This is a genomic window from Roseateles sp. P1_C1_2 (genome assembly GCF_056406535.1).
The window spans coordinates 23,564-38,644 of the sequence record NZ_JBFUAB010000029.1 but is presented as its reverse complement, the minus strand read 5'-3'; the positions used below and the strand labels follow the sequence as shown (position 1 = coordinate 38,644).

Below are 15,081 nucleotides of genomic sequence, written 5' to 3'. Positions count from 1 at the left end.
TCATGCTCTGGCACCGAGACCCGCAGGCCAAGCTGGGCATCGCGTCGGACCGCCGCGTGCTGCGCGCCGCCGAGGTGCCGGCCTTGCAGGATGCGCAGCAATTGCTGGCCGACCTGCGCGCGCTGTTCGTCGAGGAAGAGATCCGCGTCGACGAGGCCTGCGAGCGCGCCCGCGTCGAAGGGCTGAGCCAGGGGCTGGCCGAGGCGAAGGATCAGTCCCGCGCCGAGTTGGGTCATGCGCTCACCCGTCTCACACGCACCCATGAAGACGAACGCCACCGCTTGCAGCGCGAGGTGGCAGGCCTGGCGCTGGAGGTCTTCCAGAAGTTGCTCGGCCAAGTGCCCGACGACGAGCGCCTTGGGCGCCTGGCCGTCCAGGCGGCGCGCGAGCTGCTGCCGGCCCGCACCTGGCGGCTGCAGGTGCACCCCAGCCAGCTGGCCGGTCTGCGTGAAGCGCTACGCGCCATCGACCCGGATGACAAAGCCGGCCTGGCCGGCGCAGAGATCGTGGCCGATGCCGAAATGGCCGACGCCGCTTGCCGCCTGGTCACGGAGTTCGGCACAGCCGATGCCGGCCTCGCCACGCAAGTCGAGCGCCTGGCTCGCGCCTGGGGACTCAAGCCGTGACGCTGAGCCTGGACGCCGAAACCGACACGCTGCGCCGCAGCCTGCAGCGCACCCGCACCGTGGCCACGCTGGGCCGCGTCGTGCAGGCCGGCGGCACGCTGATGCGCGCCACCGGCGTGCAGGCCCGCGTCGGCCAGAGCTGCCGCGTCTTCGACCCCTCGCGGCCGCAGGACGACGGCCTGCTGGCCGAGGTCATCGGCTTCCAGGGCCACGAGGCCGTGCTCGCGCCGCTGGGCTCGCTGCAGGGCCTGCCCGTGGGCGCCGCCGTCGAGGTGCTGCACGAGGCCGCGCAACTACCGAGCGGGCCGGGCCTGCTCGGCCGTGTCATCGACGCCTTCGGTCAGCCGCTGGACGGCGGCCCGCCGCTCGACCACCTGCCCCGCGTGCCGCTGTATCGCGACGCGCCGTCGCCGCTGCAGCGCCGGCCGGTGCACGCGCCGCTGGTGTGCGGCGTGCGCGCCATCGACACGCTGCTGACGGTCGGCGAAGGCCAGCGCGTCGGCATCTTCGCGATGGCCGGCGGCGGCAAGTCCACGCTGCTGGGCATGCTGGCGCGCAGCACGCGGGCCGAGGTCAATGTCATCGGCCTGATCGGCGAACGCGGCCGCGAGGTGCGCGAATTCCTGGAAGACAGCCTCGGCGCCGAGGGCCTGGCCCGCTCCGTCGTCGTCGTCTCCACGTCGGACCGGCCGGCGCTGGAGCGCGTGCGCGCCGCCTATGCGGCCACGGCCATCGCCGAGGGCTTCCGGGCCCAGGGCGCGCGCGTCGTGCTGATGATGGATTCGGTGACGCGCTTCGCGCGCGGCCTGCGCGAGATCGGCCTGGCGGCCAACGAGCCGGCCGTGCGGCGCGGCTATCCGCCGTCGGTGTTCGCCGAGCTGCCGCGGCTGTTCGAACGCGCCGGCAACGACGCCCACGGCTCCATCACCGCCTTCTACACGGTGCTGGCCGAGGACGAGGACGGCAACGACCCGGTGGCGGAAGAAGTGCGCTCCATCCTCGACGGCCACCTGGTGCTGTCACGCGCGCTGGCTGAAGGCCAGCACTACCCCGCCATCGACGTGCTCGCCAGCGCCAGCCGCGTGTTCACGCGCGTGACCAGCCGCGAGCAGCAGCGCGACGCCGCTCATCTGCGGGCACTGATGGCGCGGCACAAGGAGGTCGAGTTCCTGCTGCGCGTGGGCGAGTACCAGGCCGGCAGCGACCCGCTGGCCGACCAGGCCATCGAGCGCATGCCGCAGATCAAGGCCCTGCTGCAGCAGGCCAACCACGAGCCCAGCGACTGGGAAGGCGGCCTCCAGCATCTGCGGGAGATCGTGTCGTGAATTTGCTGTCCGACACCGACGCCCGCCAGTGGCTGCGGCTGCGCCAGTTGCGCGTGCAGCGCGCGCGCCTGGCGCTGGCCTTGGCGCAGGCCGGGGAGCGCCAAGCCTTGGCTGCGGTCCAGGATCGCGAGCTGCGCATCCAGCAGGGCCGTGCGCTGATCGCCGAGCTGGTCCTGCACTGGGGTGGTCCGGGCAGTGCCGACATGCCGCGCTGGGTGCATCAAGTCCAGGTCCATGGCGAAGTGCTGGCCGAGCGGCTGGAGCGCGATGAATACGCCCTGCTCGACGAACGCGAGACGCTGGAGCAGGCCCAGGCGGAAGTGCGCCAGCGCCGCGCCGATCTCGCCCGCGCCCAGGCGCGCGAGGACGCCGTGGATGCGACGCTGAAGGACCAGCGCCGCCAGACCCGGCAAACCCGCGAGCGGCAGGCGGAGCTTGAAACCGAAGACGCCTGCCGGCCCCGGCACTGAGACCGTCGTGAAGCTGCTGCCCCTCCTTCTCCCCCTGGTGGCGATGCCGCTGCGAGCACGGCACGCCATGGCGACCTCCGAGCCAGCCCCGCCACCGGAGTCGCACCCCGATGCCGGCGCGCCGGACTGGCGCAGTGCCTATCTGCGGCTGCGCGAGCAGGAGCCGACCGAAGTCCAGCCGCCCTTGCCGCTGCCTGCCGCGAGGGCGGGCGATGCGGCGCCCGAGACGACGGCAGTGCGCAGCGTCTCGGACGCGCCCACGGCGACGCGCATCGAGGCGATTCGCCAGCTCGCCGAGCCCGACGCCGCAGCGGCGCCGGCGGCGCGCAGCTGGCAGGTCGAGCTGCCCGCGCTGCATGGGCCCGCCTGGCAGCTGCATGTCGAGCAGGTGCAGCCGCTGGCACCGCTGAACCTGGAGCTGCGCGTGCCGCAGGTCGTTCAGGCCCAGGCCCGCCAGCAGTTGAGCGACCTGGACAAGCGCCTGCGCGACGCCGGGCATGACGTCCTCAAGCTGCGTCTGCGCGACACGGCACGCACGGGCGAGCGCTTCCGCCCCATTGACGAGATCGAACGATGAGCAGCATCACCGCCATCCAGGCCCTGACGCCGGCCGAAACCTGGCAGGCCTGGCTGCAGGCCAGCGCGAACGAGGCCGAGGCCCAGCCCGCCGTCGAAGCCGAGCCAACACCCGAACTGCCCCAGCAGGTCGCGGCGCCCTCTGCGCTGTTGAGCCCGTCCACCACGCGGCCCGCCGAACCGCCCATGGCCGCCCTGCAATTCGCGGACGCCGCATCGGCCGTGCTGCCCATGGCGCCCGTCCTCATGCAGCCGCTGAGCCTGCAGAACGGGCCGGAGCTGCGCTGGCGCGTGCAGGACGCCAAGGAATGGCGCCTGCTGTTCGACGACGCCGGCGATGAAACCCCGGGCGAGCAGGAGACTGCCCTCGATCAGCCCGACGCCGCACCGGAACCCGCACCCGCCTGGGCGCAGGCGCTGCTCGAGCGCCTGCGCGAGGCAGCCACCGCGCCCCACGCCGCCGCCGCCATGCGCCCGTGCCTGCAGGCCTGGCGCGTCGGCCTGCCGGTGTTGCTGGCCAGCCCCGCCGGCCTGGCCAGCCTGCAAGCCAGCCGCGATGCCACGGCCTGGCAATGGCGTCGCTGGCCGGCGCGCTGGCGCAGCGCCCGCCCCGCGACGGCCGAGCGCTGGTGGGCCGTGCGGCTGGCGCTGGGCACCCAGGGCCGCCCGCGCACGCTGCGCGACCTGACCGGTGGTGCCGTCCTGCCGCCCGGCCAGGTCAGCTGCGAGCTGCGCCTGGACGACGTCGCACCCGGCATCGCGCATTGGGCCGAGGTGCTGGTGCAGGCACCCGCCAGCGCCAGCCTGCGCGCGCTGCTGGCGGCGCGGCCCTCCATGACCTGGCTGCTGTGCAACCAGGCGCTGTGGCCTCGGGAGGAAGCGTGATCCGCGTCGATGCCGATCTGCTGCACGCGCTGGGTGAACTCGGCGAAGCCCTGGCCATCCTCGACGGTGATTTCCTCGTCGCGCTGAATGCGCCCATGCAGGCCCTGCTGCCCGGCGAAGTCGGTGGCCTGGCCGAGGACTGGGCCCAGCCGCTGCATGGCCTGGCCAGCGCGCTGGTGGCGCCGCTGGGCGCGCGCACGCGCTGCGGCGTCAGTGGCGAATACGTGGCGCAGCGCGTCGCGCTGGATGCCCGCCATGTGCTGCTGCGCCTGGATGACGAGCGCGAGCGCCTGCACCATCTGCAGCGCCAACTCGACGACCGCGAGGGCCTGCTGTTCACGTCGCGCTCGCTGACCGTCAGCGAAATGGGCAGCGTGCTCGCGCATGAGTTGAACCAGCCCATCGGTGCAACGGCCAATCTGCTGCGCGGCCTGAAGCTGCGCCTGGCGCGCCGCCATCCCGACGACACCGACGAGCTCGCCGCGCTGGACAAGGCCGTGCAGCAGGTCACCTATGCCAGCCAGATCATCGGCCGGGTGCGCGAGTACACGCAGTCGCGTCAGCCCAAGACCGAGAGCCTGGACCTCGTCGCCCTGGTGCACCAGAGCCTGGCCCTGCTCGACTGGGACCTGCAGCGCGAAGCCGTGCGCCTGCTGCTGCGCCTGCCGGACCGGCCGGTGCGGGTTCAGGGCGACGCCGTCATGCTGCAGCAGGTGCTGATCAACCTGCTGCGCAATGCGCTGGACGCCTTGCGCCTGGACAGCCCCGCCGAGCCGCAGATCGACATCGAGCTGGTCGTCGACGGCCCCCGCGCCGAGCTGCGCGTCAGCGACAACGGCCCCGGCATCACGCCGCAGACCGAGGCCCGCCTCTTCCTGCCCTTCAGCTCCACCAAGCCCAATGGCATGGGCCTGGGCCTGTCCATCTGCCGTTCGCTGATCGAGATGCACCAGGGCCGGCTCTGGTTCACGCGGCGCGACGCCGGCGGCTGTTGCTTCCACTTCGCGCTGCCCGTGATGGCGGCGGCGCCATCCACCCCCACTCTGGAGAGGACGACATGACCCCTCGGCAAATCTACGTGGTGGACGACAACCACGAGTTCCGCGACTCGCTGCGCTTCTGGCTCGAAGGCTTCGGCTGCCAGGTGCGCGACTGGGGCGACCCGCGCGACGCGCTGCAGTCCCTGGCTCGCGTGGCCGTGGGCACGACCTGGCCGGAATCGACCTGCCTGATGCTGGACGTGCGCATGCCCGAGCTGTCGGGGCTGGACCTGCACGACGCGCTGCGCGAGCGCGGCATCCACCTGCCCGTCATCTACATGAGCGGTCATGCCGACGTGCCGCTGGCGGTGGCCGCGATGCAAAAGCGCGGCGCCGTCTCGCTGCTGGAAAAGCCGCTGGACGACGTGGCCCTGAGCGCTGCGCTGGACCGGGCCTTTGCGCCGACCGACGTGGACAGCGGCATCGACACCGAGGTGGAAGGCTCGCGCGAGGAGTTCGAGCGCCGCTCGCAGACGCTGTCGCCGCGCGAGCGCCAGGTGCTGTCCCTGGTCGTCAAGGGGTTGATGAACAAGAACATCGCCGACGAGATCAAGCTGTCGCTGAAGAGCGTGGAGCTCTACCGCTCGCGCGGCATGCGCAAGATGAAGGCGAAGTCGGTCACCGAGCTGACTCGCATCATGGTGAGCCGCCGCGCATGAGCTTTTTTCCGCAAGCCCTGACGCAGGGTTCGACCTGGCACTATCTGTGCGGCCAGGCCCGGCTGTGCATCACGGCCGACGATTTCGAAGCGGCGGATCTGGCGTCCTGCGCCGCCGAGGCCGCCGTCGTGCTGGACCTGGCGGGCGAATTGCTCGACTCGCTGGCGGCCGTCGGTCTGGTCGCAGCCGCGGACGGCCAATGGGTGGCGCAGGCTGGCGGCATCAGCGCGGGCGGCGCCCAGGCCAGCTGGCGGGGCGCCGAGATCCACGCGCAGCTGTCGCTGCCCTGGTCGACCCTGCGGGCGCTGGCCGAGGCGCCCGACGTGCCCGGCCTGCAATGGCAGGCGACCGCGGCGGAATGCCTGCTGGCGCAATGGCAGCTCAGCGACGAAGAGCTCGCCGCGCTGGAGCCCGGCGGCCTGCTGCTGCTCGATGCTGCGCCGGCCCGCCTCCTGCGAGCCCGCGGTGAAGCGACAGCGGGCGCGCCCTGGCAGCTCGTGGCGCGTTGGGATCAGCCGCTGGCGCTGGACACCGTGATGGGCTGGCGCGGCCCGCAGCCCGCGCTGCCGGCGCAATGCCTGCTCATCGACGCCACGCGGCCCGACGCGGTGCGTGCCCGCGGCCGCCTGCTGCCCTGGGGCAGCAGCCAGGCTTTTCGCATCGACGCAATCTGAGCCATGGATCTCAGCACCTTCACCCCGGCCTCGGCCCTCATCACCGTCGTCCTGCTGGCGCTGGCGCCCTTCGTGGCCGTCATGGTCACGTCCTTCACCAAGCTCGTCGTCGTGCTCAGCCTGCTGCGCAATGCCATGGGCCTGCAACAGGTGCCGCCCAATGTCGTCATGAACGGCCTGGCCCTGGTGCTGAGCATCTACGTCATGTACCCCGTGGGCGTGGAGATGCAGGAGAGCCTGAGCGCCATGCCGACCACGAGCAAGGCGTCGACCAGCCAGATGCTGGCGGCGGCGGACGTGGCCAAGGAGCCGCTGCGCGACTTCCTCATCAAGCACAGCCGGCCGCTGGAGCGCGCCTTCTTCCTGAAGACGGCGCAACGCAGCCTGAAGCCCGAGCAGGCCAAGGAATTGAGCGAGCGCGACTTCCTCGTCGTCGTGCCGGCCTTCACGGTCAGCGAGCTGACGGTGGCCTTCGAGATCGGCTTCCTGATCTTCCTGCCCTTCCTCGTCATCGACCTCGTCATCTCCAACATCCTGATGGCCATGGGCATGCAGATGCTGTCGCCCACCACCGTGTCGCTGCCCTTCAAGCTGCTGCTCTTCGTGCTCATTGACGGCTGGGTGAAGCTGACCCACGGCTTGGTTCTCACGTACCAGACATGAACAGCGAAGTCATCCAACTCACCCAGCAGGCGCTGTGGCTGGTGCTGCTGCTGTCGGCGCCGCCCATCCTGGTGGCGGCCATCGTCGGCCTGTTGATCGCCTTCGTGCAGGCCGCCACGCAGCTGCAGGAGCAGACGGTGCAATACGTGGCCAAGTTCTTCGCCATCGTCGTCACCATCTTCATCACCGCCTCGCTGCTGGGCGGCAGCCTCTACCGCCTCGGCGACAAGGTGTTCAGCGAGTTCCCCGGCTTGGTCAAGATCCACCACTGATGCTGGAGTTCTGGATCGGGCATCCCACCGATGCCGTCCTGCTGCTCGGCCTGTCGACGATGCGGGTGGCGGTGGCCTTCCTGCTGGTGCCGCTGTTCACGCAGGACCTGATCCCGACGCTGATCCGCAACGCCCTCTTCCTGGCCCTGGCGCTGCTGGGCCTGCTGGTGCAGGAGGTCCGACCGCTGCAACTGAGCGGCTGGCAGTGGACCCTGCTCTACGGCCGCGAGGCCATGCTGGGTGCGGCGCTGGGCTTTCTGTTCGCCGGGCTGATGTGGTCCTTCGAGATGGCCGGCCAACTCATCGATACCAAGGTCGGCTCGTCCCAGGCCCAGGTGCTGGACCCGCTGTCGGGCCACCAGACCTCGCTCACCGGCGCCTTCCTCGCCCGCCTGGCGAGCTGGGTCTTCATGGCTTCGGGCGGCTTCATGCTGTTCGCGGCCCTGCTGCTGGACACTTTCGCGCTGTGGCCCGTCCACGGCGCCTGGCAGCTGCTGCCGGCGGGCATGCTGGCCTTCGAGGCGGAGTTCGGCCGCATGCTGCGCCTGGCCCTGATGGTGGCGGCGCCGTCGCTGGTGCTGCTGTATCTGGTGGACGGCGTGCTCGGCCTGATCAACCGCTATGCCCAGCAACTCAATGTGTTCAGCCTGTCCATGTCCATCAAGGCCGTGGTGGGCCATCTGGTGCTGCTGCTGCAGCTGGGCAGCCTGGTGGCGCTGATGAACGAAGAAATGCTGGCGCGGGCCAGCGTGGTCAAGGATCTGATGAAGCACTTGTTCGGCTGACGATTGACGAATTAGGGGCAGCCGCAATCGCCTTGGCGGCCGCCCCCCGCTAGGCTGGCGACCATTCTTCATCTCACACCCTTACCGCCATGATCGGCGCTCCGCTGTCATCCTCCACCTCGCTGTTCTCAGCGACCTCGCTACGCCCGCTGAGTACGCCTGCGGCGCCGGGATTGCCGGGTGGCCCGGCATGGCTGGACGGACTGGGTGCCCGTGGCGCTGCCACGCTGCGTGCCGACGTGGCCGTCGATCAGCGCGGGCTGTCGGTCCAGCAGCACGCCGAGCGCGTGCTCACGGCCCTCATTGGCTGAACTGCTGACGCAGCCGCGCTGGGTCGAGGCCGCGCAGGCCCTGATCGGCGGCTGCCTCGATCTCGGCCCCCGGCAGGATGGGGCCGTCGCGCTGCTGGAGGCCGTCTGCACCGGCCTGGGTGACCAGCTCTACCCGGCCTTTCTGCGCGTGCTGGCCGAGGTCAATCTGCGCGGCGAATATGCCGCCCGCGCGGCCGTCGCCCAGACGCTGGCCCAGGCCCTCAGCCAGGGCCGGCTGCCCAGCGGCTCGCGTGCCGCCTGGGGCTCGCAGCAGAGCGGCGCGCTGCGCCGCAGCCTGGGCCCCATCGAATACCTCTGCCTGGCCGCCTGGCCCCGCGCGGGCGAATCCAGGGGGCCGGCCGAGCTGTCTGCCGAGCAGTTCCAGACGCTGGCCAGCGCGGTGATGGAGCTGCTGGACTGCGACCCCGACGCCCGCCGGCTCTACGCGGACCACCTCGCCGCCGTGGCCGACGACCCGCTGGACGGCACCATGCCGCGCGAGGTGCGCGCTGCCTTGCGCACGCTGGCCCAGGGCTGGCGCAGCCACCCGGACGCCAGCCAGGCCTGCTCGGCCTTTGTCGCCAGCCTGGGCAGAGCCTCTCGCTGAGGGGCGCTGAATAAATCATTCCTTGTGGGGGACGGCGGCGGCCCGCTAGATTCGCCGCCGTGAAAGCAAACTCAAACGGCCACGGTCTCCGTCAGCCGAACAAAACTGCCGTCGGAGAGCTGCATGCGTATCCAGCGCATGCGGCTGCGCTCGATGGGCATGACCGCATCGTCGGAGCCCTCGGTATCGAACTCGACGGCCTCGGGGCCGGGCTCGTACCAGCCCAGCTCGTCCAGCCGCGCCTCGTGCGCGACGATCTGCGGTGTCGCATAACGCCACAGCGCGCTGCCCATCAACTGCGTGCCCGGCACGCGGCAGTGCAGCTCGCGCGGTCGCGACAGCGCCAGCAGGCGATGGCTGAAGTCGCAGACCAGGTGCATGGGCGTCTGGGCCGTGCGCACCAGGCGGCCCAGCGCAAAGTCGGCGGCACTGTCCAGCCTGGCCGCCATCAGCACCCTGAGCTCCTGCTGCTCCTGCAGCGACGGCGCGGCCTGGCCGCTTTCCCAGCGCGAGACGGTGGTCTGGGACACCCCCATCAGCTCGGCCACCGCCGCCTGCTTGAGGCGACGCAGCGAGCGCCACAGGCGCAGGCTGCGGCCGATCTGGCGGGTGTCGGGAATCAGGGCGTGGTTCATCAACGGCAGCGGGTCGAATCATGATGAGGGCGCGGACCCGGATTTTCGTCTACTACCTCTGCGGCGTCTTCGCGGCGGCCCAGCTCGGCAAGCTCGCCGCGCTGGCGCCGCTGATCTCGCGCGACCTGCACCTGGGCCTGGCCGCGATGGCGGCCCTGACCTCGCTGCTGGAAGTGTGTGGTGCCCTGCTGGGTGGCGCTGCCGGCAGGCATCTGCCGCGCCTGGGCCTGCAGCGGAGCCTGGCCGTCGCCATGCTCTGCCTGGCACTGGGCTCGGCCGGGGCGGCCCTGGCGCAGGACATGCCCATGGCCGCTGTTGCAAGACTCATCGAGAGCATGGGCTATCTGGTCACGGTGGTGGCCGCGCCGGTGCTGATCGCCCTGGCCGCGCCCGCCCACCGCCAGGCCGCGGCCATGACGCTGTGGGGCACCTTCGTGCCCGTCGGCATGGCGGTCGGCGCCGCGGCCTATGCCTATGCGGCGGGCTTGAGCGACTGGCGCTGGGCGCAAGGCCTGAGCGTGCTGGCCGGCCTGGCCCTGGGCGCCAGCCTGGTCGGCATGCAGGCCGCCGCGCCACCGGCCGCGTCGCCAGCCGGCTTCGAGAAGAAGCAGCACACCGGCGCAACGCTCTGGATGCTGGTGGCCGCCTTCGGCGTCTACGCCATCAGCGAGGTGGGGCAGCTGGCCCTGATGCCCAGCCTGCTGAAGGAGGCCGGCATGTCGCTGCCCGAGGCCGGCACCTGGACCGCGCTGGCTGCGCTAGCCAATGTGCCCGCGGGCGTCATCGGCGCCCGGCTGATGCGCCACGAAGCCCTCGTCGGCCGCGCGCTGGTGCTCTGCCTGCTGGCGACCGGCGCGCTGTTCCCGCTGGTCTATCAGCTGGGTGCGTCGCCGCTCCGGCTGGTCGTCATGGCCATCCTCGTCAACCTCGTGTCCGGCGTCTTCGCCAGTCTGGTCTTCGCCTTGCTGCCCCGCGTGGCGGGCAGCGCCGAGCGGCTCAGCCTCGCGAGCGGGCGGCTGACGCAGTTCGGCGCGTCGGGCGCCCTGCTCGGGCCGCCCCTGATCGGCAGCGTCGTCGAGCACTGGGGTTGGCAGGCGGCGGGGTGGGCAAGCCTGGGTTTGTCCATCGTCGCTGCGGGGCTGGTACTGCGGGCCGTGGCCCATGGCGCGGCCGGGAGCGCGACGGCGGCTGGGAAACTTGTCTAGTTCGCTTTGCAGCGATTGCTGCCGGTCGCGTGCATCGCCTCAGAGGTCAGGTCTCGGCCATAAGCGGAAGCTCGTTAAGGGTCGCTTTGCGGCTGGCCATCGCGGCTGTGCCATCACTTGTTGAGCGTCATCGCCAATGTTGGCGGTCCAACGCGGGACTCATCTCGCGCTGCAGGGCCCGCCAGACCCGCAAAACCTGCGCACATCCATGGTTGCCCATCCGTGAACACAAGAGAGACTGCCTTCGGCGGGTCCCTTACGTCGAACGTGAGGCGCCATGGAAGCCTCCCAGTAGTTGGGTACAGGCGCAAAAGCTGAAGTGCCCATGTCGATTCTGCTGCGCCTCGCTCGTCGTACAGGTATCACACCATTCTTGCTAGAGCGAAGGAGACTCCAATGTCTGCATCGGTACTATTCATGTCAATGTCGCTCGACGGATATATCGCTGGTCCGAACGACGAAGTTGGCAATCCCGGAGGCGATGCCTTCGACCGGCTACACGAGTGGTACGGGGACTTCTCCCGGCCGTCTGGGGCCGTCGGAGAGTTGTGGGACGAGTGGAACACGCCTGGTTCGATATTGGCGGGTCGGCGTACCGTGGAGCAAATCGATCACTGGGGCGGTGACAATCACGGCGTCCCGATCTTCGTGCCCAGCCACCGGCCGCCCGGCCCATCCGTCGCGAACTATCCGTTGGTGACGTATGTGCGCGACGGCATCGAGAACGCGATGGCTCGAGCGAAGGCCGCCGCCGGCAACCTGAACGTGCTGGTGCTCGGCGCGTACACAGCACAACGGGCACTTGAGGCCGGTGTGCTGGACGAGGTGCAGATCCATCAGATTCCAGTGCTGTTCGGCGGCGGCCGTCGGCTATTCGAGGTATTGCCTTCGCGGATCGAGCTGGAGATCGTTCGGGTGATCGACACATTGGATGCCACGCACATCCGCTATCGCGTTCGTCGTTGAGCGGGGTGGCGGCTAACAAATCGTTCAAGCCGAAGCCGCTTCGCGGCTCAGCTCAATTTAGACGTCGAATGACTGCTTCTGCGAGGCTTGCTAATCCAGCCCCAACTTCCGCTCTGGGTCGACACGACCGCCCGAAGCGCTTTCGTTGACGGACCGTGTTCAGCCTATACCCGTCCTAGCAGGTTGGCCCTCGCCATCCGAGGGCGCGTCGGCGTGCTGTGGAACTCAGGCCGCCCGGCTCCCCGCCACCCTCAACACAAACGCTTCCGCATGCCTCGCCAGCTCCCCGATGGCCGCCGTCTCGCCCGCCTCGACGCGCGCCGGCAGCAACTCGTGGATGCTGCCCACGATGGCGAGGGCCAGGCCTTGCGTCAGGCAACTTTGCCCTCTGGACACGCCCTGCATTCAGTGGCTGATCCCCAGCGAAACCAACCTCCGCCGCAGCGCTTCCCTCGGCGTCCGCAGATTCGACGCCAGCGCCGCCACATCGCCGGCTGGCGCCTCGGTCACCGCGGCGGCGATCTCGTCGCCGGCGATGTCGTCGGGCCAGCGGATCAGGGGGTGGCGGTCGATGAGGGCGTAGAGGGAGCTGCGCGAGATGCCCAGGCTGGTCGCGGTGGCCCGCAGGCTCCAGGCTTGCTGCTCCAGCGCCTTCAGCAACTCATCGGGTGTGACCGACGACGGCGCGCGCCAGCCCGTGCGGGGCGGGTCTTGCGGTTCGTCGTCGGTGAAGGGCGCCGGGGCGGATTCGGCATGGGGCGGGAGGCCGTTGCCGGCAGCTCGTGGGGCGGAGCTTGCCGGCGGCAATGACAGCAGATCTTCCACGCTGAGCCACTGGCGGTCCTGGGCGGCCAGCACCAGGCGGTGCACGGCATGGCGCAGCTGGCGCACGTTGCCGGGCCAGTCATGCAGGCACAGGGCGCGAGCCAGCTCGGGCGGGACTTCGCCGAGCCAGCCTGCGACATCGCCCGCCTCGTCGAACTCCCGGCGCAGCAGCACGCCGAGGTCTTCGCGGCGGTCGCGCAGGGCGGGCATGCGGATCACGAAGGCCTCCAGGCGGCGCAGCAGCGGCACGTTGAAGCCGCGCTCCTGCAGCGGCCGGTCGGTCGCGGCAATGAGCCGCACGTCGGCCCGCTCCACGCGGCTGCTGCCCACGGGGCGGTACTGACCGGTCTCGACGGCCCGCAGCAGCATGGGCTGCACGAGGGCGGGGGTGTCGCCCACTTCGTCCATGAAGAGCGTTGCGCCGTCGGCCTCGGCCCAGAGGCCGCGCCGCGCGGCGTCCGCGCCCGTGAACGCCCCCTTGACGCAGCCGAACAGCTCCGTGGTGGCGATGGACTCGGTCAGCGCGGCCATGTTGACGGTGCACAGCGGCCGGCCCGCGCGGCTGCCACGGGCGTGAATCTCCTGCGCGACGAGTTCCTTGCCGGTGCCCGATTCACCGAGGACAAGCACCGGCAGCTCGGTCGATGCGGCCTGCGCAATCTGCCGCCGCACGCGCACCATCGCGCCGCTGACGCCCAGCAGGCGGCCGTACAACCGGTCCGGCAGGGCCGTGCGATGGCCGAGGTGCAGCAGCACGCGTCCGCGCAGCGACAGCACGACGCCGCTGGCGACCTGTTCGCGCGTCAGGAGCAGTTCGCCGCCGGCGGGCAGGCCGTCCACCTCATGGCAGACCGGGCCGGCCGGAAACGACAGTCGCACGCTGCCGTCGCGCGACGCCAGCAGGTGGATGGGCGTTCGCGAGACGCTCGCATGCTCCAGCGGCCGCCCGCCGAGGGCGCCGGGCGCGCTGAAGCCCGGCGTGAAGCGGCTGATGGGAACGAGGGTGTCGTCGTCCACGGAGACGGCGCACTGCTCGCCCAGGCGCTGCGGGTCGGGGTGCCAGAGGATGGTCAGGGTGGGCGCCGGCACGCCCGCGGCGTCGAGCCCGGCGATGCGGGCGGATTGGGTCTGTTCTTCAGGGTGGGGCGGTACGGAGGGCGTCATGGCATGGGGCCAGCCCGCTGACAGGGGCTGACATGTCGGCCCGCCCCGGCTGACATGCCAGAGCACGGCTGGCGGAGGAATTCTTGCATCAATACCCCGTCAAAAGCCTGGCACGTTTGTTGTGTTGAGGGGAGCACGCCTCGCCCCGACACCATGCACGCCGCCCCTGCCACCCTTGCCGACCGTTCGCACCCTGCGGACCGTGGCGGCCACGGGCGGCTGGACTGGCTGTACGCGCAGGCTTGCCTGCAGTTGCAGCGGCACCTGGCGGACAGCAGCTATGACGTCACGCGCCTGGTGGATGAGCTGCGGGTGTCTCGGCCGACGCTGTACCGCGCCTTTGTGCGCCAGGGCGACACGGTGGCGGGCTGCCTGCGCCGCGCGCGGCTCGCGCGCGTTTGCGAGCTGCTGGCGCAGCCGCCATTTCGCACGCCCATCGAGACGCTGGCCTACCAGTGCGGGTTCGAGGACGTGCGCACCTTCAACCGGTGCTTTCGCAAGGCCTACGGCCTGAGCGCCGGCGCCTGGCGGGCGCATGCGCTGGCGCGCCAGCTGTCGCCTATGGACGCGCGGCTGCGCAACTGGACTTCTGCTGCGGCGGCAGCCTCCGCTTGAGCGCATGCCGCGCCCCGCGCTTCGGGTCCAGGACTCACAACGATAGAAAAAACCTGGCCGCCTCGTCCACTGGGGACCGAGGCGGCCAGGTGATGCTCAGGGGCGGCGTGTGGCTACTGGGCCAGCACCCAGCCCTGGTCGAACGGGTAGAAGAAGTCCGTCTTCTTGCCGGTCTTGGGGTTGGCGGGGCCATCCTGCGTGCGGATCATGACCTTGCCGTAGCGAATCACGTCCTCCGTGCCGACGCGCTGCAGCGTCTTCTCCTGGTAGCTCACCTTGCCGCGGGGGGCGTAGACCTTGGGGTGCAGCCCTTCGCGGGTGGCCAGCAGGCTGGCCAGCTTGGACACCAGGGGCAGTGGGCCGCTGTTGTCCTGGGTCTGCAGGCCGTTGTCGCAGGCGGCCAACCAGATCTGCTCGGTGCCGGCCTCGCGGATGCCCAGCGCGATGAGCAGGTCGGCCACTTCGGCGGCGCCGGTGGAGATGTTGTTGAAGGCGAACTCGTTGCCGTGCGCGTTCAGCACGAGGATCTTGGCCGCTTCGCCGTAGGCCTTGAGGCCCTTGTGGCGGCCGGCGCGGATCTCCTCCTGCAGGTAGTGGATGGCAACGGGCTTGAAGGCTTTGTTCGCCGGGGCGAACTCGGGCCACTTCTTCCAGGCGTGGAAATGCTCGCGCAGGGCGACCAGGCGTGCGGCGCGCGAGGCGTTCTCGTCCTTGGAGAGATTGCCGCCATTGGGTTTTCCGTAGAAGAGCAACATGTCGGTTTCCTTTCGTGGGTCGG

General features: G+C 70.5%; 20 protein-coding genes. 16 read left to right on the top strand and 4 right to left on the bottom strand.

Features of this window, described 5'->3' with window-relative positions; translation table 11 throughout:
- Nucleotides 1-2: 2 nt before the first annotated feature.
- From AC1D2H_RS25480 to AC1D2H_RS25420, 13 genes are all read left to right on the top strand, one after another.
- Nucleotides 3-626 carry a FliH/SctL family protein gene (locus AC1D2H_RS25480; RefSeq protein ID WP_478012833.1) on the top strand — a complete coding sequence of 208 codons (624 nt, stop codon included), beginning with the start codon at nucleotides 3-5 and terminating at the stop codon, nucleotides 624-626.
- A complete protein-coding gene (locus AC1D2H_RS25475; RefSeq protein ID WP_478012832.1) occupies nucleotides 623-1,951 on the top strand; it encodes a FliI/YscN family ATPase in 1,329 nt (442 codons plus the stop codon). The genes AC1D2H_RS25480 and AC1D2H_RS25475 overlap by 4 nt, the downstream gene beginning before the upstream one ends.
- Nucleotides 1,948-2,421, top strand: a complete 474-nt coding sequence (locus AC1D2H_RS25470) for a hypothetical protein (protein ID WP_477937913.1) — start codon at nucleotides 1,948-1,950, stop codon at nucleotides 2,419-2,421. Before AC1D2H_RS25475 ends, AC1D2H_RS25470 begins: the two co-directional genes overlap by 4 nt.
- 7 nt (nucleotides 2,422-2,428) lie before the next feature.
- Entirely contained in the window at nucleotides 2,429-2,998 is a 570-nt protein-coding gene (locus tag AC1D2H_RS25465) for a hypothetical protein (protein WP_478012831.1), read from the top strand.
- Nucleotides 2,995-3,882 (top strand): hypothetical protein, encoded by an 888-nt coding sequence (locus tag AC1D2H_RS25460; protein WP_478012830.1) that lies wholly within the window; start codon nucleotides 2,995-2,997, stop codon nucleotides 3,880-3,882. Before AC1D2H_RS25465 ends, AC1D2H_RS25460 begins: the two co-directional genes overlap by 4 nt.
- Nucleotides 3,879-4,943: a sensor histidine kinase gene (locus AC1D2H_RS25455; RefSeq protein WP_478012829.1), complete on the top strand. Its 1,065-nt coding sequence runs from the start codon at nucleotides 3,879-3,881 to the stop codon at nucleotides 4,941-4,943. The genes AC1D2H_RS25460 and AC1D2H_RS25455 overlap by 4 nt, the downstream gene beginning before the upstream one ends.
- Nucleotides 4,940-5,581 carry a response regulator transcription factor gene (locus tag AC1D2H_RS25450; protein ID WP_457388452.1) on the top strand — a complete coding sequence of 214 codons (642 nt, stop codon included), beginning with the start codon at nucleotides 4,940-4,942 and terminating at the stop codon, nucleotides 5,579-5,581. The genes AC1D2H_RS25455 and AC1D2H_RS25450 overlap by 4 nt, the downstream gene beginning before the upstream one ends.
- Nucleotides 5,578-6,255: a hypothetical protein gene (locus AC1D2H_RS25445; RefSeq protein ID WP_478012828.1), complete on the top strand. Its 678-nt coding sequence runs from the start codon at nucleotides 5,578-5,580 to the stop codon at nucleotides 6,253-6,255. Before AC1D2H_RS25450 ends, AC1D2H_RS25445 begins: the two co-directional genes overlap by 4 nt.
- A gap of 3 nt (nucleotides 6,256-6,258) precedes the next feature.
- Nucleotides 6,259-6,918: a type III secretion system export apparatus subunit SctR gene (sctR, locus tag AC1D2H_RS25440; RefSeq protein ID WP_477933468.1), complete on the top strand. Its 660-nt coding sequence runs from the start codon at nucleotides 6,259-6,261 to the stop codon at nucleotides 6,916-6,918.
- Entirely contained in the window at nucleotides 6,915-7,190 is a 276-nt protein-coding gene (gene sctS / locus AC1D2H_RS25435; RefSeq protein WP_477933466.1) for a type III secretion system export apparatus subunit SctS, read from the top strand. Before sctR ends, sctS begins: the two co-directional genes overlap by 4 nt.
- Entirely contained in the window at nucleotides 7,190-7,975 is a 786-nt protein-coding gene (gene sctT, locus AC1D2H_RS25430; RefSeq protein ID WP_478012827.1) for a type III secretion system export apparatus subunit SctT, read from the top strand. The genes sctS and sctT overlap by 1 nt, the downstream gene beginning before the upstream one ends.
- 89 nt (nucleotides 7,976-8,064) lie before the next feature.
- A complete protein-coding gene (locus AC1D2H_RS25425) occupies nucleotides 8,065-8,286 on the top strand; it encodes a hypothetical protein (RefSeq protein WP_478012826.1) in 222 nt (73 codons plus the stop codon).
- Nucleotides 8,279-8,893: a hypothetical protein gene (locus AC1D2H_RS25420; protein WP_478012825.1), complete on the top strand. Its 615-nt coding sequence runs from the start codon at nucleotides 8,279-8,281 to the stop codon at nucleotides 8,891-8,893. Before AC1D2H_RS25425 ends, AC1D2H_RS25420 begins: the two co-directional genes overlap by 8 nt.
- A gap of 71 nt (nucleotides 8,894-8,964) precedes the next feature.
- Here the strand turns inward: AC1D2H_RS25420 and AC1D2H_RS25415 are convergent, their stop codons facing one another.
- Nucleotides 8,965-9,528 (bottom strand): helix-turn-helix domain-containing protein, encoded by a 564-nt coding sequence (locus AC1D2H_RS25415; protein WP_478012824.1) that lies wholly within the window; start codon nucleotides 9,526-9,528, stop codon nucleotides 8,965-8,967.
- 23 nt (nucleotides 9,529-9,551) lie between these two features.
- Between AC1D2H_RS25415 and AC1D2H_RS25410 the strand changes: the two genes are divergently transcribed.
- Both AC1D2H_RS25410 and AC1D2H_RS25405 read left to right on the top strand, forming a co-directional pair.
- Nucleotides 9,552-10,733 (top strand): MFS transporter, encoded by a 1,182-nt coding sequence (locus AC1D2H_RS25410; protein ID WP_477933456.1) that lies wholly within the window; start codon nucleotides 9,552-9,554, stop codon nucleotides 10,731-10,733.
- Nucleotides 10,734-11,129: 396 nt separating this feature from the next.
- Nucleotides 11,130-11,699, top strand: coding sequence for a dihydrofolate reductase family protein (locus AC1D2H_RS25405; RefSeq protein WP_477933455.1), 570 nt, complete (start codon nucleotides 11,130-11,132; stop codon nucleotides 11,697-11,699).
- A gap of 225 nt (nucleotides 11,700-11,924) precedes the next feature.
- Here AC1D2H_RS25405 and AC1D2H_RS25400 read toward each other — a convergent pair whose 3' ends face one another.
- Nucleotides 11,925-12,095: a hypothetical protein gene (locus tag AC1D2H_RS25400; RefSeq protein ID WP_478012823.1), complete on the bottom strand. Its 171-nt coding sequence runs from the start codon at nucleotides 12,093-12,095 to the stop codon at nucleotides 11,925-11,927.
- Nucleotides 12,096-12,104: 9 nt separating this feature from the next.
- Nucleotides 12,105-13,688 (bottom strand): sigma 54-interacting transcriptional regulator, encoded by a 1,584-nt coding sequence (locus tag AC1D2H_RS25395; protein WP_478012822.1) that lies wholly within the window; start codon nucleotides 13,686-13,688, stop codon nucleotides 12,105-12,107.
- A 153-nt stretch (nucleotides 13,689-13,841) separates the two neighbouring features.
- On the opposite strand from AC1D2H_RS25395, the gene AC1D2H_RS25390 reads away from it, so the two are divergent.
- Nucleotides 13,842-14,303, top strand: coding sequence for a helix-turn-helix domain-containing protein (locus AC1D2H_RS25390; RefSeq protein WP_478012821.1), 462 nt, complete (start codon nucleotides 13,842-13,844; stop codon nucleotides 14,301-14,303).
- Nucleotides 14,304-14,416: 113 nt separating this feature from the next.
- On the opposite strand, the gene AC1D2H_RS25385 is transcribed toward AC1D2H_RS25390, so the two are convergent.
- The gene (locus AC1D2H_RS25385; protein ID WP_478012820.1) at nucleotides 14,417-15,058 is read right to left on the bottom strand and encodes a hypothetical protein; all 642 of its coding nucleotides are present in this window, start codon (nucleotides 15,056-15,058) and stop codon (nucleotides 14,417-14,419) included.
- Nucleotides 15,059-15,081 lie beyond the last annotated feature (23 nt).

Bases quoted from the DNA above. Each gene is read 5' to 3' on its own strand.
- AC1D2H_RS25480 (WP_478012833.1), top strand. From the start codon at position 3: ATGCTCTGGCACCGAGACCCGCAGGCCAAGCTGGGCATCGCGTCGGAC.
- AC1D2H_RS25460 (WP_478012830.1), top strand. From the start codon at position 2,995: ATGAGCAGCATCACCGCCATCCAGGCCCTGACGCCGGCCGAAACCTGG.
- AC1D2H_RS25450 (WP_457388452.1), top strand. From the start codon at position 4,940: ATGACCCCTCGGCAAATCTACGTGGTGGACGACAACCACGAGTTCCGC.
- AC1D2H_RS25445 (WP_478012828.1), top strand. From the start codon at position 5,578: ATGAGCTTTTTTCCGCAAGCCCTGACGCAGGGTTCGACCTGGCACTAT.
- sctR (WP_477933468.1), top strand. From the start codon at position 6,259: ATGGATCTCAGCACCTTCACCCCGGCCTCGGCCCTCATCACCGTCGTC.
- sctS (WP_477933466.1), top strand. From the start codon at position 6,915: ATGAACAGCGAAGTCATCCAACTCACCCAGCAGGCGCTGTGGCTGGTG.
- sctT (WP_478012827.1), top strand. From the start codon at position 7,190: ATGCTGGAGTTCTGGATCGGGCATCCCACCGATGCCGTCCTGCTGCTC.
- AC1D2H_RS25425 (WP_478012826.1), top strand. From the start codon at position 8,065: ATGATCGGCGCTCCGCTGTCATCCTCCACCTCGCTGTTCTCAGCGACC.
- AC1D2H_RS25415 (WP_478012824.1), bottom strand. From the start codon at position 9,528: ATGAACCACGCCCTGATTCCCGACACCCGCCAGATCGGCCGCAGCCTG.
- AC1D2H_RS25410 (WP_477933456.1), top strand. From the start codon at position 9,552: ATGAGGGCGCGGACCCGGATTTTCGTCTACTACCTCTGCGGCGTCTTC.
- AC1D2H_RS25405 (WP_477933455.1), top strand. From the start codon at position 11,130: ATGTCTGCATCGGTACTATTCATGTCAATGTCGCTCGACGGATATATC.
- AC1D2H_RS25395 (WP_478012822.1), bottom strand. From the start codon at position 13,688: ATGACGCCCTCCGTACCGCCCCACCCTGAAGAACAGACCCAATCCGCC.
- AC1D2H_RS25390 (WP_478012821.1), top strand. From the start codon at position 13,842: ATGCACGCCGCCCCTGCCACCCTTGCCGACCGTTCGCACCCTGCGGAC.
- AC1D2H_RS25385 (WP_478012820.1), bottom strand. From the start codon at position 15,058: ATGTTGCTCTTCTACGGAAAACCCAATGGCGGCAATCTCTCCAAGGAC.